The sequence below is a fragment of the Gemmatimonadaceae bacterium genome, from assembly GCA_036496605.1.
In the GTDB taxonomy this organism is placed as follows: domain Bacteria; phylum Gemmatimonadota; class Gemmatimonadetes; order Gemmatimonadales; family Gemmatimonadaceae; genus AG2.
This window is the reverse complement of sequence record DASXKV010000029.1, coordinates 74839-98819: the sequence shown is the minus strand read 5'-3', so window position 1 is coordinate 98819 and position 23981 is coordinate 74839. Positions and strand designations below refer to the sequence as shown.

Here is a 23981-nt window from a genome sequence, read left to right as displayed (position 1 = left end):
GGCGACATGGCGACAACCAAACGCACGGTCGAAGTCGAGCTATCGACGAGCGGGGTGGACGCGCAGGGGCGGCCGCAGCGCGTGCCTCTCGTTGTCGATGATGGCGGCTCACCGGTCGCGCTCGAGGCACCGCCGTCGCTCGAGCCGGATCTCACTGGTGAGCACATGCTCATCAATCTCGGTCCACAGCATCCGGCGACGCACGGCGTGCTCCGCCTCGTGCTCGAGCTGGACGGCGAGACCGTCGTGCGGTGCATTCCGCACATCGGCTACCTGCACTGCGGCTTCGAGAAGATCGGCGAGTACCGCCAGTACAATCAGATCATCCCCTGGACCGATCGTGAGGATTATCTCAACTCACCCGGAAACAACGTTGCATTTGCGTTAGGCGCGGAGCGGCTCTTCGGGATCGAGATCACGGAACGCTGCAAGGTGCTGCGCGTGATGCTGATGGAGCTCTCGCGCATCATCTCACATCTCGTCTGGCTCGGAACGACCTGCATCGACATCGGCGCCTTCACGCCGTTCCTCTGGTCGTTCGAGAAACGCGAAAAGATCTACGAGCTGTTCGAGTCCTGGATCGGCGCGCGCCTGACGACGACGTTCACCCGCGTTGGGGGACTGGGCGCGGACATTCCCGATGGCTGGCTGGAGAATCTGCGCGGCTTCCTGACGGACTTCCCAAAGACCGTCGAGGAGATCGACCGCGTCGTCACCAGGAACGGGATTTGGGTCGGCCGCACGATCGGACTCGGGGTCATGAGCGCCGACGAAGCGGTGAACTACGGACTCTCCGGTCCGATGGTGCGCGCGTCCGGCGTCGCCTACGATGTACGCAAAGACTTCCCGTATCTCGATTACGAGACGTATGACTTCGATGTGCCGGTCGGCACGAACGGCGATGTCTACGATCGGTATCTCGTTCGCATGGAGGAGCTGCGTCAGTCGACGCGAATCCTCGAACAGGCGATCAAGCGATTACCCGATGGACCCGTCAACATCGACGATCATCGCGTGATTCTGCCGCCGAAGAGCAAGGCAACGAGCGACATGGAGTCGATGATCCATCATTTCAAGCAAGTGATGGAAGGTCCGCGTCCGCCGATCGGTGAGTCGTACGTCGCCGTCGAGAGCCCGAAGGGCGAGAAGGGCTACTATATGGTCTCCGACGGCACGTCGAAGCCGGTACGCTGGCGCATCCGTCCACCGTCCTTCGTGAATCTCTCGGCGATCGCGAAGATGGTCGAAGGGCATCTGTTGTCGGATGTGATCGCGATCAATGCGAGTATCGATATCGTGATGGGCGAGATCGATCGATGAGTATTCACGAAATGGGCGGCGTCGAGGCCCCCGCGGATACCGTACACGGCCGTCATTCCAGCGAGCCATACAAGCCGGTCTTCGTCGGCACACGGAAGCAGGAGCTCGATGAGCTCCTCACGCGCTATCCGTCGAAGATGGCCGCGCTGCTTCCCGCGCTCTGGATGGTGCAGCACGATCGAGGCTGGGTGAGCGAGGAGGGGATGACGGAAGTTGCACACCTGCTCGAGCTCACGCCTGCTTACGTGAAGGGCGTCGTCACATTCTACACGATGTACCACCAGCATCCGGTCGGGAAATATTTCGTGCAGGTCTGCACGACCTCGCCCTGCCAGATCTGCGGCGCCGAAGAAGTCGTCGACGCCTTCCTGCGCCATACCGGCTGTCAGGAGCTCGGCGTCACGTCGCCTGACGAGCGTTTCACGGTCATCGAGGTCGAATGTCTCGGCGCATGCGGTTTCGCGACGCCGGTAATGGTCAATGAGGATTTCATCGAGTCGGTGACGCCGGAAGGTGTCCCCGAGCTCCTTTCGCGATACAAGTAAATGGGCTATCCCCACAAGCCGCACGATCGCGAGACGACGGTCCTGTCGCAGCATTTTGGCGACATAGGCGCGACCACTCTCGAAGGTTGGCGTAAGCGCGGCGGATACGTCGCGCTCGAGCGCGCGTTAGGCATGGCGCCTGGCGACATCGTGAATATCGTCAAGGACTCCGGACTCCGCGGTCGCGGCGGCGCCGGCTTCCCAACTGGCGTCAAGTGGTCGTTCATGAAGCCCGGCGATGGCAAGCCTCACTATCTGTGTTGCAACGCCGACGAATCGGAGCCCGGCACGTTCAAGGACCGCGAGATCATGCGGTGGACGCCGCACGCGCTCGTGGAAGGATGCGCGATCGGCGCGTGGGCAATCGGCGCGGAAACGGCGTACATCTACATTCGCGGCGAGTTCACCGAGCCGATCGAACGGATGGAAGCAGCAATCAAGGAGGCCTATGCCGCCGGTATCCTTGGACAAGACGCGATGGGGACGGGCAAAACAGTGAACGTGTGGGTCCACCGCGGCGCCGGTGCCTATATCTGCGGTGAAGAGACCGCTCTGATGAACTCGTTGGAAGGGCGCCGCGGGAATCCACGCATCAAGCCGCCATTCCCTGCGGTCGCAGGCGTCTTCGGGCAGCCGACGACGATCAACAACGTCGAAACGCTCGTTGCCGTTCCACATGTTCTCAACAACGGCGCCGACTGGTACAAGAGGTTTTCACGTTCCGACAACCCGAAATCGACCGGCACCAAGCTCTACTCGGTCTGTGGCAACATCGCGCGCCCGGGGAACTACGAGGTCCCGATGGGATTTCCGTTCAGGGATTTCTTGTACGATCTGTGCGGCGGCCCGCTGCCAGGGCGAAAGTTCAAAGCGATTATTCCAGGCGGCATCTCGGTGCCGATTCAGAACCTCGCCGAGGCGGAAGCGTCGCTCATGGACTACGAGGGCTTCGTCGCTCAAGGCACGATGCTCGGCTCCGGCGGCGTGATCGTCATCGACGACGCACAGAATCTCGTGAAGTTCATCGCGCGGGCGGCGCGCTTTTTCGCGCACGAGAGCTGTGCGCAGTGCACGCAGTGCCGCGAAGGCACCGCGTGGACGACGAAGATTCTCGAGCGCATCGCTGCGGGTGACGGGACGTCAGAAGATCTCGATACGCTGCTCGAGATAGCCGACAACATGACAGGCAAGACGATTTGCGTCTTGAGCGATTCGTGCGGGACGCCGGTGGTCTCGGGCCTGAAGAAATTCAGGAATGACTTCGAGTCGCTGATCAAGAAGAAGACTCATCATCTCGTGCCCGCCGTGGCTTGAGGCCGCCCGATGGCAGATAAGCTGGTCAACGTAACGATCGAAGGGCGCGCGGTGTCAGTGCCGGCGGGGACGTCGATCCTCGAGGCGGCAAAAGCGGCGGGCGTGCTGATCCCGCACTATTGCTATCACCCGGGGCTTCCGGTTGCCGGCGTATGCCGCATGTGCCTTGTCGAGGTCGAGAAGGCGCCGAAGCTCGCGCCATCGTGCGCGACGTCAGTCGCCGAAGGGCAGGTCGTCCGCGTGCACACCGACAAGGCACTCGAGGCGCGGCGGGGCGTCCTCGAGATGTTGCTCATCAACCATCCGCTCGATTGTCCGATCTGCGATCAGGCCGGCGAGTGCGAGCTGCAGGACTACACGTATCAGGAAGGGCGTCCCGAAGGACGCTACCGCGAGCCGAAGCGATTCAATCCCGTCGAGGATTTCGGCGGCGACGTTATCTACGTCGCGAATAGATGTATTCTGTGCACACGCTGCGTGCGTTTCATGGATGATGTCGCTCATCATCCGATCCTCAACGTCTCGGAGCGCGGGGATCGCGCGGTGATCGGCAAGTTCGAGGGCGAGGATATGACGCACCCATGGGCCGGGAACGTCATCGATCTCTGTCCGGTCGGTGCGCTGCTCTCCAAGGACGCGCTGAACAAGGCGCGCGCGTGGGAGCTCGATCGCGCCGCATCCGTGTGCCCAAACTGCTCGCAGGGCTGCAACATGATGATCGAAACGCGCGACAATCAGGTCGTGCGTATGCGGCCGCGACCTAACGAGGATGTCAACAAGTACTTCATGTGCGACCACGGCCGCCTGAATTATCGGTGGCTGAATCGCCGCGATCGCGTCGACGTGCCGATGGTGCGCAATGGGGCGTCGCTCGCGGGCTGCGATTGGGATCGCGCGCTCGCCGATGCGACGAAGCTCATCACCGGCAAGCGCGTCTTCGTGCTCGCGTCGCCGATGCTTTCGAACGAAGCGCTGTTCGTGTTGTCGGAGATCGTGAAGCGCACTGGCGGCGCCGGGGCATTCCGCGTCACGAGGGGGCCGGAGGTGCCGTTGCCCGGGGTCGACGATCTCTCGTTGCGCGCCGATCGCGCCGCGAACGTGCGCGGCGCAGAGGTCCTCGGCTTCACGCGCAGTGATCGTCCACTCGAGAAGGTCGCCGCTGGTGACGTGCTCCTCGTCGCCGACGAGGAGCTTGCTGGTGAAGATGCCGCGGGCGCGGCGCGCGCCGCGACGACGATCGTCGTCGGTACCACGCTTCCGTTCTGGGCGCGTCACACGGCGGCCGTCGTCCTCCCGATCGCGAACATGAGCGAGGAAGAGGGCACGTTCACCAATTTGCGCGGGCGGGTCCAGCGCTTCATGCAGGCGAAAGCAGCGCCTGGCTTCGCTCGACCAAGCTGGTTCGTGTTCTCGGATCTGCTCGCCGCGTTAGGCGGTTCGGCTGGCGGCGGGCTGCCCAGTGACGTATTTGCGGCGCTCGCCGCGGCGCGTCCCGAGTTCAGCGGGATGTCGTACGATGCGTTGGGCATGAAGGGCGCGATGATCGCGGGCGCGATCGCAGAGGCGTCCGCATGATCCTGAGCTTTCCGTTCGCGCTTCAGACCGCGTCGACGCAGCCGGGACTGGTGATCGTCCCAGGGCCCGAACATTTCAAGGCCTGGCTGATCGCGACGATCATCAAGATGATCCTGTTGTTCAGTATCTATCTCGTTGGCGTCGCGATGCTCACGCTCCTCGAGCGGAAAATCGCCGGATGGATCCAGGACCGCCTCGGGCCGAATCGCGTTGGACCGGGTGGCCTACTGCAGCCGGCCGCAGACGGTCTCAAGAACATCATGAAGGAGGAGACGTACCCCAGCGCGGCGTACAAGCCGCTGTTCATCCTCGCGCCGGCGCTCTCGTTCATACCGGCGCTGATGACGATGGCGGTGATCCCGTTCGGGGCTCCGTGGTATTCGCGCTGGGGACTGATCGACATGTCAATCGCGCCCCTGCCGATCGGCTTCCTCTACATCCTGGCAATATCGTCGTTAGGCGTCTACGGTATCGTGCTCGCCGGGTGGTCCTCGAACAACAAGTACGCACTCCTGGGCGGCCTGCGCTCGAGCGCACAGATGATCTCGTACGAGATCGCGATGGGTATGGCGACGATCCCGGTGTTGCTGCTCTCGGGCAACGTCTCGCTCAGCGCAATCGTCTCCCAGCAGACGTCGGGACAGTGGCCGCTCGCGTGGAACATCTTCGGCTGTACGTTCGCTTTCTTCATCTTCTTCGTCTCGGCGTTCGCCGAAACGAATCGCCTGCCGTTCGATCTGCCGGAAGCCGAGTCGGAGCTCATCGCGGGCTATCACTCCGAGTACAGCGCGATGAAGTTCTCGATGTTTTTCATCGCCGAGTACGCAAACATGGTGACGGCGAGCGCGTTGATGACGACGCTCTTCTTCGGCGGATGGGACATTCCATTCACACTGTGGGACAACTACGCCCACAGCCTGGTCGCGTCCTTGCTCACCGCAGCGTTCTTCTTCGTGAAGATCCTGATCTTCGTCTTCATCTTCATGTGGGTGCGCTGGACACTGCCGCGCTTTCGATACGACCAACTAATGGCGCTTGGGTGGAAGGTTCTCTTGCCGCTCGCGCTCACGTACATCGTCGCGATGGCGGGGGCGATCGTCGGGCTCAACTACGGCGGCTACTACCGCGGGTCCTGGCAGTTCGGCGCCGCGTTGCTCGCGCTCAACATCCTGATCGTCGCGATCGTGTTCCTGATTCTCGACCGCGGACGGATCGTGAGTCCGGCGTATTCGCGGCTCGATAGGCGCAACCTCGAGAAGTTGCGTCAGGCGGCACTCGACCGAGCGCGCTTTCATCCCGCGGAGGCGGGCGACTGATGTCTATTGGCGTGAAGGTGCTCGAGCGTCCGATCGAGCAAACGAGTTACGTACGCGCGACGCTGAACGGCATGGCGTTGACGCTGAAGCATCTCTTCTCGGAGAAGGTGACGGTGCAGTATCCGGAGGAAAAGTGGGCGCTCTCGCCGCGCTGGCGTGGGACGCATCGCATGCTCACCACCGAGGATGGGAAAGCCAAATGCGTCGCGTGCGGACTGTGTCCGACGGTGTGTCCCGCGAACTGCATCAAGTTGGTGCCGGGCGAAGACGAGCAGGGCAATCGGTATCCCCTGCTGTTCGAGATCGACGAGTTCAGGTGCATCTTCTGCGGGTACTGCCAGGAGGTGTGTCCCGAGGAAGCGATTCACGTCGGTCGGCATTACGAGAACTCTGAATACAGCCGCGAGGGGTTTGTCTATGACCTCGAGCGGTTGATGGCGCAGACGCATCCCGTGTGCGAGATGTGGGACCCGGCGGACCCGAAAGGAGAGTGAGTGTTGCACGAGAACCTTCCTCTCTTCTACACCTTCAACTTCTACGTCTTCGGCATCGTTGCCGTCGTCGCGGCGATTCTGTTCGTGACGCGACGGAGTCCCGTCGCCGCGGCAATGTGGCTCGTGACGACGATGTTCGCCCTCGCCGCGCTGTTCGTCATGCTCGACGCCCAGTTCATTGGCGCCATCCAGGTACTGGTGTACGCCGGCGCGATCATGGTGGTTTTCTTGTTCGTCATCATGTTGCTCAACCTTGGCCATCCGTCCGAGGTGGCTGACGCACGTGGTCGGGGTTGGAGGCTGGTTGCCGGCGCGGTGGGCATCGCGCTCCTCGCGCAGATCTTCGCGCTCACGCGCGTGCATGTGCAGCCGCGAATCGCCCCTGGCTACCTCGCACGGCAGATCCAGTACACCGGCGTCATCGCGCCCGTCGCGGGTTCACTCTTCAACGAATATCTCCTCGCCTTTGAGGTGACGAGCGTGCTGCTGCTCGCGGCGGTTGTCGGGGCAGTGGTGCTCGGAAGAAGGAGGTCGGTGACCGATGCTGGCTGAGGCGCTCTTCTTCTCGGCGGTGCTATTCACGATTGGCGTCGTCGGCGTGCTCACGCGACGCAATGCGATCATCGTCTTCATGTGCGTGGAACTGATGCTCAATGCCGTGAACCTGACCTTCGTCGCCTTCTCGCAGGTGTATGGCGTCGGCGGCCAGGTGTTCGTGTTCTTCGTGATGACCGTGGCGGCGGCGGAAGCCGCCGTTGGCCTCGCGATCATTATCGCGCTCTTCCGTCATCGACAGACGGTCGATCTGCAGAACATCAACTTGCTGAAGGGCTGATGTCTCTCCAGGACGTCACGGGTATCGCGCAGCCGCTCGCCGGCACAGTTGCCCGCTGGATGTCGGCGTTGCCGTTGTTGCCGCTGCTGGGGTTCGTGCTCAACGGCGCGTTATCGATCTTCAGCGCCTATCATGCGGGTCCGGCCGACCCGGGAGCCCATCCGCATGATCCGCAACCGTCGGCAGAGGAAGCGCACGAGGCACACACGGGCCATGATGTCACCGGCGGCGGCGGTCACGGCGACGATCATCACGTCATTGTCCGCCATCGCTTCGCGACCCTAACGAGCATCGTTGGACCGGGCGTGATGGTGCTCGCCTTCGTTCTTGCGGTCGCGATCTTCATGGCGATGCGAGGCGCTGGCGCCGAGCTGCACGCGCCATTCGTCCAGCGGTACTACGAGTGGATGCCGGTCGGCGATCTCCGTATCGACGCCGCATTTCAGCTGGACCAACTGTCGATGGTAATGATCCTGGTCATTACTGGCGTCGGCATGTTGATCCACATTTTTAGCGTCGGATATATGCAGGACGATCCGGGCTACCCGCGCTACTTCGCGTATCTGAACCTGTTCGTCGCGTTCATGCTCGTGCTCGTAATGGGCGCGAGCTATCCGGTGATGTTCGTCGGCTGGGAAGGCGTCGGCCTCTGTTCGTATCTGCTCATCGGCTTCTGGTATTTGGACGAGGCGAATGCGAACGCCGGCAAGAAGGCATTCATCATGAACCGGATCGGCGACTTCGGGTTTCTTGTCGCCATGTTCATGCTGTGGGCGAACGTCGGCACGCTCGAGTTCGAGGGCGTGCGGGGACAGGCGGCCAGTCTTGCCCCGAACGTCGTCACCTGGATCTGCCTCTTCTTCTTCCTGGGCTGCACCGGCAAGAGCGCGCAGATCCCGCTCTACACCTGGCTGCCTGACGCCATGGCCGGCCCGACGCCGGTCTCGGCGCTGATTCACGCCGCAACGATGGTGACGGCGGGTGTGTACCTCATCGCGCGCAGCAATTTCCTTTTCGCGCTGTCGCCCTCGGCGAGCCTAACGGTCGTGGTGATCGGGGCGCTCACCGCGATCTTCGCGGCGTCGATCGGACTCAAGCAGTGGGATATCAAGAAGGTGTTGGCGTATTCCACGGTCTCACAACTCGGCTACATGTTCGTCGGCGTTGGGGCAGGTGCTTATGTGTCCGGTGTGTTCCATCTCGTGACGCACGCCTTCTTCAAGGCACTCCTCTTCCTCGGCTCGGGCTCGGTGATCTTCGCGATGCATCGCGCCTATCATGCGACGCACAACGAGGACGATGCGCAGGACATGCGCAACATGGGCGGCCTGCGGCGGTACATGCCGTGGACGTTCCTGCTGATGCTCGCGGCCACGCTCGCGATTGCGGGTATTTTCCCCTTTGCGGGGTTCTTCTCGAAGGACGAGATCCTGGGCACGCTGTTTCTGCGCGCCCGCGGGTCGACGCTGGCGGACGCGCACTGGTTAGGCATTCCCGGCGGAATCGTGCTCTACGCGTGCTACGCGCTCGGTCTGGCAGCCGCGTTCATGACTGCCGTGTACATGATGCGCATGCTCATCTACACGTTCCTCGGGCCGAACCGCTCCGGTGAGCGTGAGCGAGAGTTTCTCGGCGAGGCGCCGTGGGTGATGACGGGGCCGCTCGTCGTCCTCGGCGCGTTGAGCGTCGTCGGAGGATGGCTCAACCTGCCGGAAACGATCAAGCTCGGACGCATCGGCCTGCTGGACCGCTGGCTCGAGCCGGTCGTCGGTGAATCCACGCTGCGAATTACTCACGGCACAGTACCCGAGGTGAACCAGACGCTCGAGTACGCGCTGATCGGTGTCGCGCTCGCAATCGCGATTGCGGGAATCATCGTCGCGTGGACGGTCCTCGAGCCAGGGCGGCTCCTTCCGAAGCGCGACGCGAAGCCGGAAGAGGGATTCGAGCGCGTGCTCGCGAACAAGTATTACGTCGACGAGATCTATGACGACGCGGTCGTGCAACCGACGGTTGGTGTTTCGCGTGGGCTGCTGTGGGAGGGCATCGACGACGGGCTGATCGACGGCGTCATGGTGCGCTTCGTCGGTGGACAAGTTCCGCGCTTCGTCGGTTGGATCGGTTCGCGATTGCAGTCCGGTCAGGTGGGCACGTATGCCTGGGTGTTGATCGTTGGTGTGTTGTTCGTGCTTGGCGCTTTCACGATCCGGTGATCATGAACGGTTTCTTGAGCTCCATCGCTTACGATCGCTGGGTTTTAACGGCGTTGCTCGCCATTCCGGTGGCAGGCGCGCTCGTGATCTGGCTTCACGGCGCGTTCGGCTCGAGAGCAGGTGCGGCGCCGGTGGCGGCGCCCGAGGAATCGGCGGCCGCGCGCGCCGGCGTCGACCCGCGGACGGCCGTGGACGAGGTCGCGACCGGTGTCGCCTCGGTGCCGCGCATCATTGCGCTCGTGACTTTCCTCGCCGAGTTCATTGTATCGTTAGGCTTGTGGTGGGCGTTCGATCCGGGCGATCCGCGCTGGCAATTCGCCTTCGATCATTCCTGGATCCCGGCGTGGGGCGTGCGCTTCACGATCGGCGTCGACGGCATGGCCATGATGATGATCCTGCTGACGACGTTCATCATGGTGCTCTCGTCGCTCGGTAGCTGGACTTACATTCGCACGCGGACGCATAGCTTTTACGTCCTCATGCTGGTGCTGACGACCGGCATGCTCGGCGTCTTCATGAGTCTCGACCTCTTCCTGTTCTACGTGATGTGGGAGGTCATGCTTGTGCCGATGTACTTCATCATCGGCATCTGGGGCGGGGAACGGCGGATTTATGCCAGTCTCAAGTTCTTCATCTACACGATGGTCGGTTCGATGCTGATGCTGGCCGCCATCGTCTATATCGGCCTCGCCGCGAAGAACCCGATGACTGGAATCCCGACGTTCTCGTACGATTACATCTTGCGAAATGTCGCCGTGTCGCCCCGTGCGGCGCTCTGGTTGTTCGGCGCCTTCTTCATGGCATTCGCGGTGAAGGTGCCGATGTTCCCGTTCCACACGTGGCTGCCCGACGCGCACGTCGAAGCACCAACGGCAGGATCCGTGGTGCTGGCGAGCATCATGCTGAAGCTCGGCACTTTCGGATTCCTCAGGATCGCTGTGCCGCTGTTTCCTTCGGCGGCGCTCAACGACACGGTGCGTTCGATCATCCTCGGCCTGGCCGTGATCGGTATCGTCTACGGCGCCCTCGTCTCGATGGTGCAGCCGGACTTCAAGAAGCTCGTCGCGTACTCGTCGGTGAGCCACCTTGGTTTCGTCATGCTGGGCATCTTCGCGCTGACTGTACAGAGTGTGCAGGGCGCGCTGATGGTCATGATCAACCATGGCATCTCGACGGGTGCTCTCTTTCTATTGATCGGCATGATCTACGAGCGTAGGCATTCGCGCGAGATCGCAGCGTACGGCGGCATCGCGCGCGTCGTACCGATGTTCGCAGCCATACTGACCTTCGTCTCGTTGAGCAGCATCGGCTTGCCGGGGACCAATGGATTCGTCGGCGAATTCCTCGTGCTCATTGGATCGTTCAAAACGGTTCCGATCTTCACCGTCGTCGCGACGACGGCTGTCATCTTCGCCGCCGCCTATCTCCTCTGGGCCATTCAGCGCATCCTCTTCAACGCGTTGAGTAAAGCGGAAAACGAGCATATCGCGGATCTCAATGTGCGCGAGCTGTTGATCATGGCGCCGCTCGTCGCGGCGATCGTTTGGCTCGGCGTATATCCTGCTCCCGTGCTCCGCCGCATGCAAAGCTCGGCTGAGCGATTTGTGACGACGGTGCAGTCGCGCTCATCGACGTCGTACGCGAGCATACCGGGAGGACCGCGATGATGCTCGCGATCCCGTCGATGCTCGATCTCTCGAAGCCGCTCGAGCTGACCGCGGCTTTGATCCCGGATCTCGTGCTCGTGGCGGGCGCGATGATTCTGGTCATCGCGGCAGCTTGGCGTCCCGATAGCCCAAGCCACCAGCGGGCGATTGGCTGGGCGAGCATTCTCGTCACGTTGCTGTCGCTCGTTGCCGTGATCTACTTCCTGCTCGGCGGCTATGGCGCGGGCCCGGGACCGATCGCCGTCGACAACTATCGCTGGATGGTGGACATCGTCATTCTCCTCGGCACGATGCTCACTTTGATGCTTGCGATCGACGACAACGATCGCGAGCTGATTACCGCACCGGAGACGCACGTCCTCGTCTTGCTCGCCTCGTCAGGCATGATGTTGCTCGCCGCGGCGCGCGATCTCATGATCGTCTTCCTCGGCATCGAGCTGATGTCGATCTCGGTGTACGCGCTGGCGGGCATCAATCGCCGCAGCATTCGCTCCGCCGAAGGAGCGCTGAAGTACTTCTTGCTCGGCGCCTTTTCGACGGCGTTCCTGCTGTACGGTATCGCGCTCGTGTATGGCGCGACCGGAGCAACGAACCTGGCGACGATCGGGGCGCGCGCGCTCGCCGATGGCGGCGCCATCGCCGGCGGTCCGCTGTTCCTGATCGGCATCGCGCTCTTGCTCGTCGGGTTCGGTTTCAAGGTCGCAACGGTGCCGTTCCACATGTGGGCACCGGACGTCTATGACGGCGCACCGTCGCCCATCACGGCGTACATGGCGGCGACAGTGAAAACGGCGGCGTTCGCGGCGTTCTTGCGAGCCTGGCTCGAGGCGTTTCCCGCAGCGTTTAATGCCTGGCATCCCGCCGTGGTGGGAATCGCCATTGCAACGATGGTGTTGGGCAACGCGATTGGCCTCTGGCAGCAGAACATCAAGCGGATGCTCGCCTACTCGAGCATCGGCCACGCCGGCTATCTGTTGGTTGCTCTGGCCGCGGGGACGACGCAGGGCGCGTCGGCGATGATTTTCTATTTGCTCATCTACACGCTGGCGACTTTCGGCTGCTTTGCCGTCGTCAGCTCGCTGACTCGGAGCGGCTCGAGCACCGTGGTGCTCGACGAGCTCGCCGGACTCTGGAGTGTGAAGCCGTGGACAGCGTTCTCGATGGCCGTCCTGATGTTGGCGCTCCTCGGTTTTCCGATCTTCGGCGGCGCGGGCTTTTTCGCAAAGTGGTATGTCATTCAGGCCGCGCTTCAGTCGCCGGCACCGCAGACACTGCTCGTCGTCGTGCTCGTGCTCACCACCGTTGTCTCGGCAGGATATTACCTGTACGTCGTGATGGTGATGTTCATGCGGCCACGACTCGACGGGCTGCCTGTACCGGCACGCTCGGGTGGCTTGACGCGCCTCGTTTTGGTAGCGACGGTGATACTGCTCCTCGTGCTCGGCATCGTTCCGGATTATGTCGTTCGACTGACGTGGGCGGGCCGGCCGCAGCTCGCGACAACAACGGCTGAGCGGCTCTATTCGAGATAATGCTCAGGATGACGTACGGAGAACTCGCATGGCCGTCGCACCAGGGATTTTTCGACAGTATGATATTCGCGGCATCGTCGGCCGTGACCTAACGACCGAAGCAGCACGCGCGATCGGCGGCGCTTACGCTGCGTATCTTCGCGCGAAGGGTGCCAGCGGTCGCATTGGTGCGATCGCCGTCGGGCGCGACAACCGGCCGAGCGGCTCGGAGCTTCGCGACGCACTAGTCGAGGGACTCACGGCGGCGGGCGCGGACGTCGTCGATATTGGTGTGGTTCCGACACCGCTGAACTATTGGAGCCTGCATCACCTCGACGTGGTCGGCGGGATTCAGATTACCGGGTCGCACAATCCGCCCGAGTACAACGGATTCAAATTGTCCGTCGGCAAAAGCTCGATGCACGGCGCGGAGATTCAACGACTCTATCAGATCATTCAGTCGGGTGACATCCCGAGTGGCAAGGGTGCCGTCCGTAACGATTCGATCGTGGATCGCTACATCGATGACGTCGTGCGGCGCATCGGTACGCTCTCGCGAAAGATCAAGGCAGTTTACGATTGTGGAAACGGCGCCGGCGCTATTGTCGCGCCCACACTCTTCGAGAAGCTCGGGCTCACGGGCGGGGGACGCGGGTTATTCTGCGAGAGTGACGGCACGTTCCCGAATCATCATCCGGATCCAACGGTGCCGGAGAATCTCGAGGATCTCATTGCCGCGGTGAATAAGGATGGCGCCGAGATCGGCATCGCCTTCGATGGCGATGCCGACCGCATCGGCGTCGTCGACGACAAAGGCGAGATCGTCTGGGGCGATCGAATCCTCATTCTGTACGCGCGTGATGTGCTGGCGCGTACGGGTGCCGGCCAACCCATTATCTTCGACGTGAAATGCTCGCAGGCGCTGCCCGATTCCATTCAACGCGCGGGCGGGAAGCCGATCATGTGGAAGACGGGTCACTCCCTCATCAAGGACAAGATGAAGGAGACGCATGCGCCAATTGCCGGCGAGATGTCCGGCCACATGTTCTTCAGCGAGGGTTTTTACGGCCACGACGATGCGCTCTACGGCGCCGCGCGGCTGCTGCGCATTCTCGCGGATTCGGGGAAAACGGTGCGTCAGCTCCTCGCCGACGTTCCGAACTTCGTATCGACGCCGGAAATTCGTGTCGAGGTGCCAGAGGAGAAGAAGTTCGGGCTCGTCGACAAGGCGGTGCAACATTTTCGCGCGCAACACGACGTGATCGATGTGGACGGCGTACGAGTACTCTTCGGCGATGGGTGGGGTCTCATCCGCGCATCCAACACGCAGCCGGTGCTCGTCGCGCGATACGAAGCATCATCGCCTCAGCGGCTCGCGGCAATCCGGGGCGAGATGGAAGGGTGGCTGCGGTCGCAGGGCGTGAGCGTGTAACGGACGGCTGATGGCGGCTCCTCCGCGGCGATGGGTGCTCCTGGCCGTATTCGGCGCGGCGATTCTCCTTCTCGCGGCGCGCGCCGTCGCCCAGGTCTACGTCGACTACCAATGGTTCGAGGCCGCAGGCGCGCTCGAGCTGTGGCGCGCTCGCACGGCGGCGGGGCTCGTTATGCGCCTGCTCTCGGGTTTCGCCGCCGGTCTGTTCGTCTTTGTAAACCTCTACGCGGTTCGCTATTCCATCGTCTCGGTGGATCTGCCGCGCAAAGTGGCAAACCTCGAGATTCGCGAGCGCGTCTCCGGCCGCTACCTGATGGTTGCGGTCATCGTCATCGCGATCGTGCTCGGCGGCGTGCTCAGTCTGCCGCAGGACGACTGGACCACGTTCACGACCGCGTTTTCTAACGTTCCGTTCAACGAGACCGATCCGTACTTCGGCGCCGACCTTGGGTTCTTCGTCTACTGGCTGCCATTTGAGCAAACGCTCTACTACTGGTCGCTCATCGCCCTGCTCATCGTCACCGCGCTCGTCGTCTTCCTCTATGCGTTGACGCCGAGTCTCCGCTGGGATCGCGGACGGCTCTACATCTCCGGTTATGTGCGACGACACCTCACGGTACTCGCCGGGGTGGTGCTCCTCGTCCTCGCGTGGAGCTTCCGGCTCGACATGTATGCCGTGCTGACGAGCGGGAGCGGGCCGGACGGCGCGTTCGGATATGTCGATCACAAAGTACTGATTCCTGGCAATCTGATTCTCTCGATCGCGACACTCGGCTCGGCGCTCGTCGTGGTCTGGGCGGGATGGACCGGGCAGGGCCGTCTTGCGGGCGCCGCGATCCTCGGCATCATGGTTCTCGCGTTACTCACCCGAGAGGTCGCGCCATTCATTGGCGAGCATATCGCCGAAGAGCAGGATCCACAGCGTCGCGAGATGCCGTATCAGAACGCACGCGTCGCGTATTCGCGTCGCGCGTACGCGACCGATGCCGTCCGCCGGACCGACAGCAATACGATGTTTTCTTCGCTCGGCGATCTCTCGCGCAATGTCGCGATCTGGGACGCATCTGCCATTTCCCGGTCCCTCGAGACGACGACACATGCCGACGTAGGCTCGTTAGGCTGGCACGGATCCGCAGTGGGAGTCGTCGCCGACGTGCCTGAACGTCCACCGCGCGCGGGAAGCGACACCACGCGCGCGACGTTCGGCCTGACCCGGATCCTTGCCTGGGAGGTGGACGATCATGGCGGCCTGGTGCACGCGCCGCCGACGCGTGCTGGCGAAGAGGAAACGCAGCTCGTGAACGCCATCGTCTTTCCCGGGGCGCGAGGTTACGTGATCGTCTCGGACTCACTCGCGCGCATTGTCGGTGCGCCGATCGAGAGCGATGGCGCGCGATTCGCGCACGCGTTGAGCTTTCAGCGCCTCCGCTGGGCGTCGAGCGATCTGCCGCGCCCGCGACCGACGGTTGTCAGCCGACGCGATCTACGTGATCGCTTGCGCGCGCTCATGCCCTTCTTCACGCAAGGCACAACCGTGACGCCGATCGTGCTCGGTGACTCGCTTTTCTGGGCACTCGATCTATACTCCGCGTCATCGTCATATCCGTTGAGTCGGCACATATCGGCCGCAGGCGACGAGCGCACATACTTCCAGCACGCCGCCACCGCGATCGTATACGCGGCAACGGGCGAGAGCTTCGTCGTCGCCGACACGAACCCTGGGGCGCTCGCCCTGACCTGGATCAGGCGCTTCCCGACCTTGTTCGTGACGTGGTCGGTGCTGCCCGCCTCCCTGCGCAGTGCGGTGCCGCCGGCCATCGATGGCCTTCGCGCACAGGGCGAAGCGTTCGCGGAATATGGCACGCGCGCTGACAGCGACGTCCCTCGACGACTCGTCGCGATCGACGGCGCCGATAGCGCCCTCGCCGGAGGCACACCCGAGTTCGTGTTACCGCGTGCCGGGGTGACTGCCGTCAGCCTCGTCGTCGTCGACGCGAACGACCGCGTGCGCGGAATCATTATCGGCATGGGCGGGAGCGACCATCGCACGCTCTGGCACGAATCCCCGCAACTCGGTCTCAAGTGGGCGGCCGTGCTCGATCGTTTGCATGTCGTCGATAGCGCGTCAGGGGGCAGCGTTCGCGACGCAACGATTGCTCACGGGCCGATTCGCGCGCTCCCACTGCCGGGCACCGTGGCATTTGCACAGCCCACGTACTCGTGGCGCGCGCAGAGTTCGCCCACGCTCCTTCACGTCGGAGTGCTCATGGACGACAGCGTGCGCACGGGCGCGTCGCTCGCACAGGTGGCGGGCACGCCGGTCGCACCACCGGCAGCGGCGAGGACCTCGACGGCGACCGACGTCCGCGCGCGTGCCGCGGCGCTCTACGCGCGGATGAGAGAAGCCTTGCGCCGCGGCGACTGGTCCGGCTTCGGCCAGGCGTTCGATGAGCTGGGCAAGTTGCTTGCGGGCAATGGAGCGCGATGAGCGAGTCTGACTCGCCTAACGAGTCAGTCAGCACAGCCGTGATTGCGCTCGGCGGCAACGCCCTCGCACCGGCCGGCGAGCGTTCGAACGTCTATGATCAGTTCCGGCACGCGCGCGCCAGCCTTGGCCCGATCGTCGACCTTGTGAACGCCGGCTGGAGCGTCTGCGTCGTTCACGGAAATGGGCCGCAAGTCGGAGATGAGCTCGTTCGGAACGAGATCGCAAGGTACGATGCGCCGCCGCTTCCCCTCGGCGTGCTCGTCGCCGCCACGGCGGGGTGGATCGGCTACATGATTCAGCAGTCGATCGACAACGCGCTTCGCCGGGCGGGCACTCCGCGTGATGTCGCGACCATCGTCACCCAGGTCGTCGTCGATCCCAACGATCCCGCGCTGCAGAATCCAACCAAGTTCATCGGCCGCGAGCTGCCGGAAGAACGCGCCGACGAGCTCCAACGCGCTGGCTTCGCCGTGAAGTCTGACGGTCACGGTCGCTTGCGACGCGTCGTCGGTAGCCCGAGGCCGCTCGCCGTTCACGAGCTCCCATCCATACGTCGGCTGCTCGACGCGGGCACCGTGGTCATCGCTGGCGGTGGCGGCGGGGCACCCATTTACGACGATCCTCGACTAGGTTGGGAGGGGCTCGACGCGGTCGTCGACAAGGATCTGGCGGCAGCCGTACTCGCGCGCGATCTCGGCGCCGACCTGTTGCTGATCCTCACCGATGTCGACGCGGTATACGCCGACTGGGGCACGCCGCAACAGCGGGCGCTGCCGCGCCTCACAATTGAAGAAGCGGTGCAGATGGACCGTGATGGCGCCTTCGGCGAGGGCAGCATGGCGCCGAAGATTCGCGCGGCGGTGGATTTCGCGCGCCGCACGGGCGGCCGTGCGATCATCACCGCGTTGGAGAAGGGCCGGGAAGCTGTGCGGGGAGAAGCAGGAACGACGATTACGACAACAGCACCGAGTGCGGAGCACGTGTGAACATTCACGAATTTCAAGCGAAAGACATTCTGCGGCGCGTAGGCGTGCCGATTCCACCAGGCCGTGTAGCAAGGACGCCTGACGAGGCCGCGGCGATCGCGCGCGAGTTCGGCGGGACCGTCGTCGTCAAAGCGCAGGTGCACGCGGGGGGCCGCGGCAAAGCTGGCGGCGTGAAGCTCGCGAAGACGCCTGACGAGGCGAAGGCGATCGCGACCAAGATTCTCGGCATGCAGATCAAGGGGTTGACGGTGCACCAAGTGCTCGTCACGCCCGCCGCCGACATCGCGTCGGAAGCGTATGTCGGGATCATCGTCGATCGCGCGGCGAAGAAACCGGTGTTCATGGTGAGCCCTGCGGGCGGTATCGATATCGAAGAAGTCGCCGCCTCGACGCCCGACAAGATTCTCAAGCTGCCGGTCGATACGCGTTATGGCTTGTTGCCGTTCCAGGCGACGCGGCTCGGTTTCTTTCTGTTCGAAGACGTAAAGAAGGTGAGAGCCGCCGGCAAAATCATGCAGCAGCTCTACATGGCGTTTATGCAGAGCGGTTGTTCGTTGGCTGAGATCAACCCGCTGGTCACGACGCCGGCCGGCGACGTCGTCGCGCTCGATGCGAAAATGGTGATCGACGACAACGAGCTCGAGCGACATCCGGAAATCGAAGCGCTGCGCGATCCAACGGCGGAGGCGCCGAGTGAGGTGCAGGCGCGTGAGGCAGGGCTGACGTTCATCAAGCTCGACGGAAACGTCGGCTGTTGCGTGAACGGCGCAGGACTCGCAATGGCAACGATGGACCTGGTGAAGTACTACGGCGGCGAGCCCGCGAACTTTCTCGACATCGGGGGCTCGTCGAATCCGGAGAAGGTCGTCAGCGCGCTCCGCATCATTACAAGTGACCCGAGCGTGAAAGCAATTCTCTTCAATATCTTCGGCGGAATCACTCGGACAGATGACGTTGCGAATGGCATCGTCATGGCGACGAAGCTGAATCCACTCAAGCTCCCGATTGTCATTCGCCTAACGGGCACCAACGAAGAGATCGCGGTCAAGATTCTCAAGGAGAATGGCTTCTCCGCGATGACCGACATGGACGAAGCCGTGAGGCGCGCCGTGGAACTGGCAAAGGGAGGGAAGGCCGCGTGAGCATCTTCATCGACAGCGGCACGACGCTTGTCGTGCAGGGGATCACCGGCCGCGACGGCTCGTTCCATGCCAAGCAGATGCTCGAGTACGGCACCTGTGTAGTCGCTGGCGTCACGCCCGGGAAGGGCGGTCAGCGATTCGAGAACACGGTGCCCGTTTTCGACACCGTGGCGAGCGCCGTCGCCGAGACGAGCGCGAACACGTCGGTGATCTACGTGCCGCCGATGTTTGCCGCCGACGCGATCATGGAAGCGGCGGACGCCGGCATCAAGCTGATCGTTGCCATCACCGAAGGCGTTCCCGTCCTCGACATGACCAGAGTCTATCCGTTCGTGAAGGAGCACGGCGCTCGGCTCATTGGACCGAACTGTCCAGGCCTCATCACACCTGGTCGCTCGAAAGTCGGGATCATACCTGGTCGCATCTGCACGCCAGGCAACATCGGTGTCGTGAGCCGCTCGGGAACGCTGACTTACGAAGTTGTATATCAGCTCACGCGCGCAGGCCTCGGGCAGTCGACATGCGTCGGCATCGGCGGTGACCCGATCAACGGGACGAATTTCATCGATTGCCTCGCTGCCTTCGAGGCAGATCCTGGAACGCAGGCCATCGCGATGATGGGCGAGATCGGTGGCACCGACGAGCAAGACGCCGCGCGCTTCGTGAGGGAACGGATGAAGAAGCCGGTCGTCGGATTCATTGCCGGACAGACGGCGCCGCCCGGTCGACGCATGGGTCACGCCGGCGCCATCATTTCGGGTTCGTCCGGCACGGCAGCAGAAAAAGTCGCCGCGTTCGAGCAGGCAGGGATGGGCGTCGCCAAGCGGCCGAAGGACTTCGTCGACTTGCTGCGGGAACGACTCGCCTAACGACTTCATGAAGCTGGGCGATTTTGTTTCCGCCGAGCGCGTTGTCGTACCGCTCCCATCCACGCTTGTCGAAGCGGCCGACGCTTTGCTCGCGCGCGTGGACGAGCCGGCGGTGCGCGACGCCGCCAAGCTTCGGCGACGTCTCGACGAATCCCGCGACAAGGATCTCGTCGTCGTCGGCGATCGTGCGTTTCTCTTGCACTTTCGCGCGGATTGCGTTGGCGCATTGCGAGTCGCGCTCGGCGTCGCGCCCGAGCCGATTGTTCGAAGCACGGACGACGCACACGCCCGTGTCGTTGTACTCGTTGTCGCCCCGCCTCGTGAGGCGGCCCGGCACCTGCAAGTGGTCCGTGCGTTCGCGCTGTTGCTCTCGCAGCCCGACGCCGTCGATTCGATTCTCGCCGCCGAAAGCGCCGAAGAGCTCGCCGCGCTGAGCGCGCTCGAGGAGTTCAATCTCCCGGAGGAGCTCACCGTGCGCGATCTCATGACAGAGCGTCCGCGCACGACGACGCCAGATATGCCGCTCCCCGATGCTGCGCGCGAGATGCTCTCCTCGGGATTGAGCGCGCTGCCGGTCGTCGACGAAGACGATGGCCTCCTCGGCCTCCTCAGCGAGCGCGAGCTGATGCGCCATTTCATATCGACGGCGATGCTCACGCGGAGTTCGCGCTTCACACCACCTGGCGCGTCTGGCGCGCGCACCGTGCGCGACGTAATGACGCGTCAGGTGCTCTGCGTCGCCCCCGAGCAATCGTTGGCCGAAGTGGCCGCGCTCATGACCAACAAGGATGTCGAACGGGTACCTGTCGTCCGCGGCGGGCGCCTCGTCGGCTTTCTCACGCGCGGCGACATCGTTCGCAAACTCATTGCACCCTGATCTCGAGAACCCACAATGGCCGGCAATTTCACGCTCGCGATCATCAAGCCCGACGCATTTGGCAACGGCAAGGCAGGAAAGATCATCGCGCACCTGGAGCAACAGGGCTTTCGCGTGCGCGCCGCGCGCGTCACGCTGCTCACCGATGACGAGGCAAAGGAGTTCTACGCCGTTCATCGAGAGCGGCCGTTTTATGGACCGCTCGTCGCGTTCATGACTTCCGGCCCCGCGATGCCGATGGTCCTCGAGAAGCGCGACGCCGTCGCGTCGTTGCGCGCCGCGATCGGCGCGACCGATCCGAAGGAGGCAGCCGAAGGCACTGTGCGAAAGCTCTACGCGGAGTCAAAGGAGAGAAACGCGATTCACGCATCCGATAGCGACGAGAATGCCGCGCGGGAGGCCAGATTCTTCTTCTCGGAGACGGAGCTGATCAGGGCGAGGCGCTAATGGCTAGAGACTAGGGCCTAGCGATTTACCGAATGAAACGCTTCGTTCCGAATTCTGCCCTAACCTTCAGCCCCTAAACTCTAGTCCCTCATTCACTTGTAACTCGCGCCGCGCGTGGATAGTTTTCCCGGCTATGCTGTCCTTTGACATTCGGTCCCTCGAGCACCACGGCGTCGCGGTCGATGCCATGCTCGCGCCTGACGACGCGATTTGGCAGGGCGAGGACCCACGACCGTCGGGACCGCTGCACGTCACGGGACGGCTCTCTACCGCCGGCGCCGGGAGATACTACTGGCACGGCCGCATCGAGGGCGATGTGGTCATGCCGTGTCGCCGGTGTCTCTCGGACGCATCGGCGCACGTGGCGGCCGAGGAACATGTGATCTTCGTCGACGCCGATGACGAGGAAGCGGACAATCCCGACGTCTACGCGCTCGACGCGCGAGCCGATGAAGTGGATCTCCGGCCTGCAGTGCGCGAGCAGTGGCTCCTCGCGGTTCCCGGCTTTGTTCTTTGCAAGGAAAACTGCAAAGGACTCTGCCCAACGTGCGGCGCCGATCTCAATCTTGGTGACTGCGCCTGCCCACCACAGGTCTCGGTCGACGGGCGGTGGGACGCGCTACGTTCCATAACGACGGGTAACGCTGACGACGCCTCGATGCAGCAGACGAAGCAGAAGCGACGGAGCGGTGGCGAGTCGCGCTGAGCGCTCCCTCTCGATTATCGATTCTCTAACTACCTCCACGACGATGGCCGTTCCGAAGAGACGCACCTCAAAGCGAAAGAAGCGCGCCCGCAACACGCACAAGACGGCGCCGGTGATTGCGCTTCAGAAGTGTCCCCAGTGCCAGGCAATGAAGCGCCCGCACCACGTCTGTCCGGAGTGCGGCTACTACGCCGGTGAGCAGCGGGTCGAAGCGCGGGAAGCGTAGCCTTGGCTCGGATCGCCTTGGACGCCATGGGTGGCGACTTTGCCCCACGCGCAACCGTCGCCGGGGCGCTCCAATCGCTCACCGAGCTCGAGGCGGCTCATACGATTCAGCTCGTTGGGCAGACGAGCGTCGTTGAGCGCGAGCTGCACGACCTGTTCACCGGCGAGTTTGCTGGTCACTCGCGGGACTTACGGAGTCGCATCGAGGTCGTCGAGGCGCCGGAGGTCATCGATATGGCCGATAAGCCTGGCGTGGCGGTGCGCAGTAAGCCGAACAGCTCGATGGTCGTGGGGCTGCGACTCCAGGCCGAGGGCCAATCGGACGGTTTTGTGTCGGCCGGGAATACCGGCGCACAGATGGCCGCGTCGATGATCATCCTCAAGCTGCACGAAGGGCTGAAGCGACCGGCGATCGCCACGATCTTTCCGACGTCGCGCAAGCCCATCGTCGTGCTCGACTCCGGCGCGAACGTCGACTGTTCGGCGGACGAGCTGGTGCAGTTCGCGCGCCTCGGTGCCGTGTACGTCGAAGACATCCTCGGCCGCGACAACCCCGCCGTCGGATTGCTCAGCATCGGCGAAGAGCCGGAGAAGGGAAACGCCGTCGTGAAGGAGGCCCATGAGCTGCTTCGGGGTGCGGGGCTCAACTTCGTTGGGAACGTCGAAGGTCGTGACCTGCCCGCGGGCCAATGCGATCGCGGCGCGATCGACGTTGTCGTGTGCGACGGCTTTGTCGGCAACGTCGTGCTCAAGTTCTACGAGGCCGTTGCGCCGATGATGCTCGGCATCCTCAAACGCGCCGGGGTCGAGCCCCAGCGCCTAACGGCTGCCCTCAAGGACCTCGATTACTCCGAGCATGGTGGCGCACCGCTCCTGGGCGTCCGCGGTGTGAGTATTATCTCACACGGCAAGTCGTCACCGCGTGCGATCAAGAATGCAATCGGCGTCGCCGTGCGCGCCGTGGAGTCACACATGAACGAGCACATCGGACGTGGCCTGCAATCCGTTGCCGGCGAGGGAGAAGCGGCATGAGACGTCCCATTGCAGCGATCGCTGGCACTGGCCGCGGTCTCCCCGCGACCGTGATGACAAACTTCGATTTCGCGAAGATCGGCATCGAAACGACCGACGAGTGGATCACCGAGCGTACGGGCATCAAGCAGCGACACATTGCGCGTCAGGGCGAATCGACGACGACGATGGCCGCTGCCGCCGCTCGTCAGGCAATGCACCGTGCCGGCGTCAGCGAGGGCGAGATCGACGCGATCGTGCTCAGCACCGCGACGCCGGACCGGCTGCTCCCAGCAACTGCTGTCGACCTGCAAGCGGAGCTCGGCGCGACTCGAGCCGCGGCCTTCGACATCGGCGCTGCTTGCGCTGGTTTCATCTTCGCCGCCGCGATTGGCGAGGGAATGATCTCGACCGGAACCGCCGAGACAGTGCTCGTGGTCGGTTCCGAGAAAATGAGCTCGATCATCGATTGGCAGGATCGCTCGACGTGCGTGCTCTTTGGCGATGGCGCGGGCGCAGCGGTGCTGCGCCGCGCGAAGCATCACAAGGGGATTCTGAGCACGTACATGCGCAGCGACGGCACGCTCGCGAATCTGCTCTATAGGCCGGCGGGTGGCGCTTGCATGCCCTTCTCGGATGAAGTGCTGCAGGCGCGCAGCCAGTATGTGAAGATGGCCGGTCGCGAGGTGTTCAAGCACGCCGTGCGCTCGATGGCCGATGCCTGCGATCGCGCCCTCGATGGCGCCAAGCTCACCGGCAAGGACATCGACTTGCTCATTCCGCACCAGGCCAACGTTCGTATCATCGAGGCAACCGCGAAGCACGCGAACGTCTCGATGGAAAAGGTCTACGTCAACGTGGACCGCTACGGTAACACGTCTTCGGCCTCGGTCGCGATCGCGCTCGACGAGGCGCTCGAAAACGGACGCATCAAGGAGGGCATGAACGTTCTCCTCGTCGCGTTTGGTGCTGGCTTCACGTGGGCGTCGATGGTACTGCGCTTCTAGC

General features: G+C 63.2%; 22 protein-coding genes. All 22 read left to right on the top strand.

The features are described from left to right. Window positions 1-6 precede the first annotated feature (6 nt). The 22 genes from nuoD (at window position 7) to VGH98_09715 (ending at window position 23980) form a co-directional block, all read left to right on the top strand. On the top strand, window positions 7-1320 hold the full coding sequence (gene nuoD, locus VGH98_09820) for an NADH dehydrogenase (quinone) subunit D (protein HEY2376257.1): 1314 nt from the start codon (window positions 7-9) through the stop codon (window positions 1318-1320). Continuing rightward, window positions 1317-1865: an NAD(P)H-dependent oxidoreductase subunit E gene (locus VGH98_09815; protein ID HEY2376256.1), complete on the top strand. Its 549-nt coding sequence runs from the start codon at window positions 1317-1319 to the stop codon at window positions 1863-1865. The genes nuoD and VGH98_09815 overlap by 4 nt, the downstream gene beginning before the upstream one ends. Beyond that, the gene (nuoF, locus tag VGH98_09810) at window positions 1866-3179 is read left to right on the top strand and encodes an NADH-quinone oxidoreductase subunit NuoF (GenBank protein HEY2376255.1); all 1314 of its coding nucleotides are present in this window, start codon (window positions 1866-1868) and stop codon (window positions 3177-3179) included. 9 nt (window positions 3180-3188) lie between these two features. Then, window positions 3189-4754: a 2Fe-2S iron-sulfur cluster-binding protein gene (locus VGH98_09805; protein ID HEY2376254.1), complete on the top strand. Its 1566-nt coding sequence runs from the start codon at window positions 3189-3191 to the stop codon at window positions 4752-4754. Continuing rightward, on the top strand, window positions 4751-6070 hold the full coding sequence (gene nuoH, locus VGH98_09800) for an NADH-quinone oxidoreductase subunit NuoH (GenBank protein ID HEY2376253.1): 1320 nt from the start codon (window positions 4751-4753) through the stop codon (window positions 6068-6070). Before VGH98_09805 ends, nuoH begins: the two co-directional genes overlap by 4 nt. After that, window positions 6070-6564: an NADH-quinone oxidoreductase subunit I gene (locus tag VGH98_09795; GenBank protein HEY2376252.1), complete on the top strand. Its 495-nt coding sequence runs from the start codon at window positions 6070-6072 to the stop codon at window positions 6562-6564. The genes nuoH and VGH98_09795 overlap by 1 nt, the downstream gene beginning before the upstream one ends. Next, complete coding sequence (locus VGH98_09790) at window positions 6565-7116, top strand: NADH-quinone oxidoreductase subunit J (GenBank protein HEY2376251.1); 552 nt, start codon at window positions 6565-6567, stop codon at window positions 7114-7116. Beyond that, complete coding sequence (gene nuoK, locus VGH98_09785; protein HEY2376250.1) at window positions 7106-7399, top strand: NADH-quinone oxidoreductase subunit NuoK; 294 nt, start codon at window positions 7106-7108, stop codon at window positions 7397-7399. Before VGH98_09790 ends, nuoK begins: the two co-directional genes overlap by 11 nt. Further along, window positions 7399-9612: an NADH-quinone oxidoreductase subunit L gene (gene nuoL / locus VGH98_09780; GenBank protein ID HEY2376249.1), complete on the top strand. Its 2214-nt coding sequence runs from the start codon at window positions 7399-7401 to the stop codon at window positions 9610-9612. The genes nuoK and nuoL overlap by 1 nt, the downstream gene beginning before the upstream one ends. A 2-nt stretch (window positions 9613-9614) precedes the next feature. Further along, entirely contained in the window at window positions 9615-11279 is a 1665-nt protein-coding gene (locus VGH98_09775; GenBank protein HEY2376248.1) for an NADH-quinone oxidoreductase subunit M, read from the top strand. Beyond that, window positions 11276-12811 carry an NADH-quinone oxidoreductase subunit N gene (locus VGH98_09770; protein HEY2376247.1) on the top strand — a complete coding sequence of 512 codons (1536 nt, stop codon included), beginning with the start codon at window positions 11276-11278 and terminating at the stop codon, window positions 12809-12811. The genes VGH98_09775 and VGH98_09770 overlap by 4 nt, the downstream gene beginning before the upstream one ends. 28 nt (window positions 12812-12839) lie before the next feature. Then, window positions 12840-14222: a phosphomannomutase/phosphoglucomutase gene (locus tag VGH98_09765; GenBank protein ID HEY2376246.1), complete on the top strand. Its 1383-nt coding sequence runs from the start codon at window positions 12840-12842 to the stop codon at window positions 14220-14222. A 10-nt stretch (window positions 14223-14232) separates the two neighbouring features. After that, entirely contained in the window at window positions 14233-16710 is a 2478-nt protein-coding gene (locus VGH98_09760) for a UPF0182 family protein (protein ID HEY2376245.1), read from the top strand. Beyond that, window positions 16707-17696, top strand: coding sequence for a carbamate kinase (locus VGH98_09755; GenBank protein ID HEY2376244.1), 990 nt, complete (start codon window positions 16707-16709; stop codon window positions 17694-17696). The genes VGH98_09760 and VGH98_09755 overlap by 4 nt, the downstream gene beginning before the upstream one ends. Then, the gene (sucC, locus tag VGH98_09750) at window positions 17693-18838 is read left to right on the top strand and encodes an ADP-forming succinate--CoA ligase subunit beta (GenBank protein ID HEY2376243.1); all 1146 of its coding nucleotides are present in this window, start codon (window positions 17693-17695) and stop codon (window positions 18836-18838) included. The genes VGH98_09755 and sucC overlap by 4 nt, the downstream gene beginning before the upstream one ends. Then, window positions 18835-19707 carry a succinate--CoA ligase subunit alpha gene (gene sucD, locus VGH98_09745; protein HEY2376242.1) on the top strand — a complete coding sequence of 291 codons (873 nt, stop codon included), beginning with the start codon at window positions 18835-18837 and terminating at the stop codon, window positions 19705-19707. Before sucC ends, sucD begins: the two co-directional genes overlap by 4 nt. Window positions 19708-19714: 7 nt before the next feature. Further along, complete coding sequence (locus tag VGH98_09740) at window positions 19715-20584, top strand: CBS domain-containing protein (GenBank protein ID HEY2376241.1); 870 nt, start codon at window positions 19715-19717, stop codon at window positions 20582-20584. A gap of 15 nt (window positions 20585-20599) precedes the next feature. Then, window positions 20600-21031, top strand: a complete 432-nt coding sequence (ndk, locus tag VGH98_09735) for a nucleoside-diphosphate kinase (protein HEY2376240.1) — start codon at window positions 20600-20602, stop codon at window positions 21029-21031. 133 nt (window positions 21032-21164) lie between these two features. Beyond that, window positions 21165-21737, top strand: a complete 573-nt coding sequence (locus VGH98_09730; GenBank protein ID HEY2376239.1) for a DUF177 domain-containing protein — start codon at window positions 21165-21167, stop codon at window positions 21735-21737. A gap of 43 nt (window positions 21738-21780) precedes the next feature. Further along, window positions 21781-21963, top strand: a complete 183-nt coding sequence (gene rpmF, locus VGH98_09725; GenBank protein HEY2376238.1) for a 50S ribosomal protein L32 — start codon at window positions 21781-21783, stop codon at window positions 21961-21963. Window positions 21964-21965: 2 nt separating this feature from the next. Beyond that, the gene (plsX, locus tag VGH98_09720) at window positions 21966-22994 is read left to right on the top strand and encodes a phosphate acyltransferase PlsX (GenBank protein HEY2376237.1); all 1029 of its coding nucleotides are present in this window, start codon (window positions 21966-21968) and stop codon (window positions 22992-22994) included. Further along, window positions 22991-23980, top strand: a complete 990-nt coding sequence (locus tag VGH98_09715; GenBank protein ID HEY2376236.1) for a beta-ketoacyl-ACP synthase III — start codon at window positions 22991-22993, stop codon at window positions 23978-23980. Before plsX ends, VGH98_09715 begins: the two co-directional genes overlap by 4 nt. The last annotated feature ends 1 nt before the right edge of the window (window position 23981 follow it).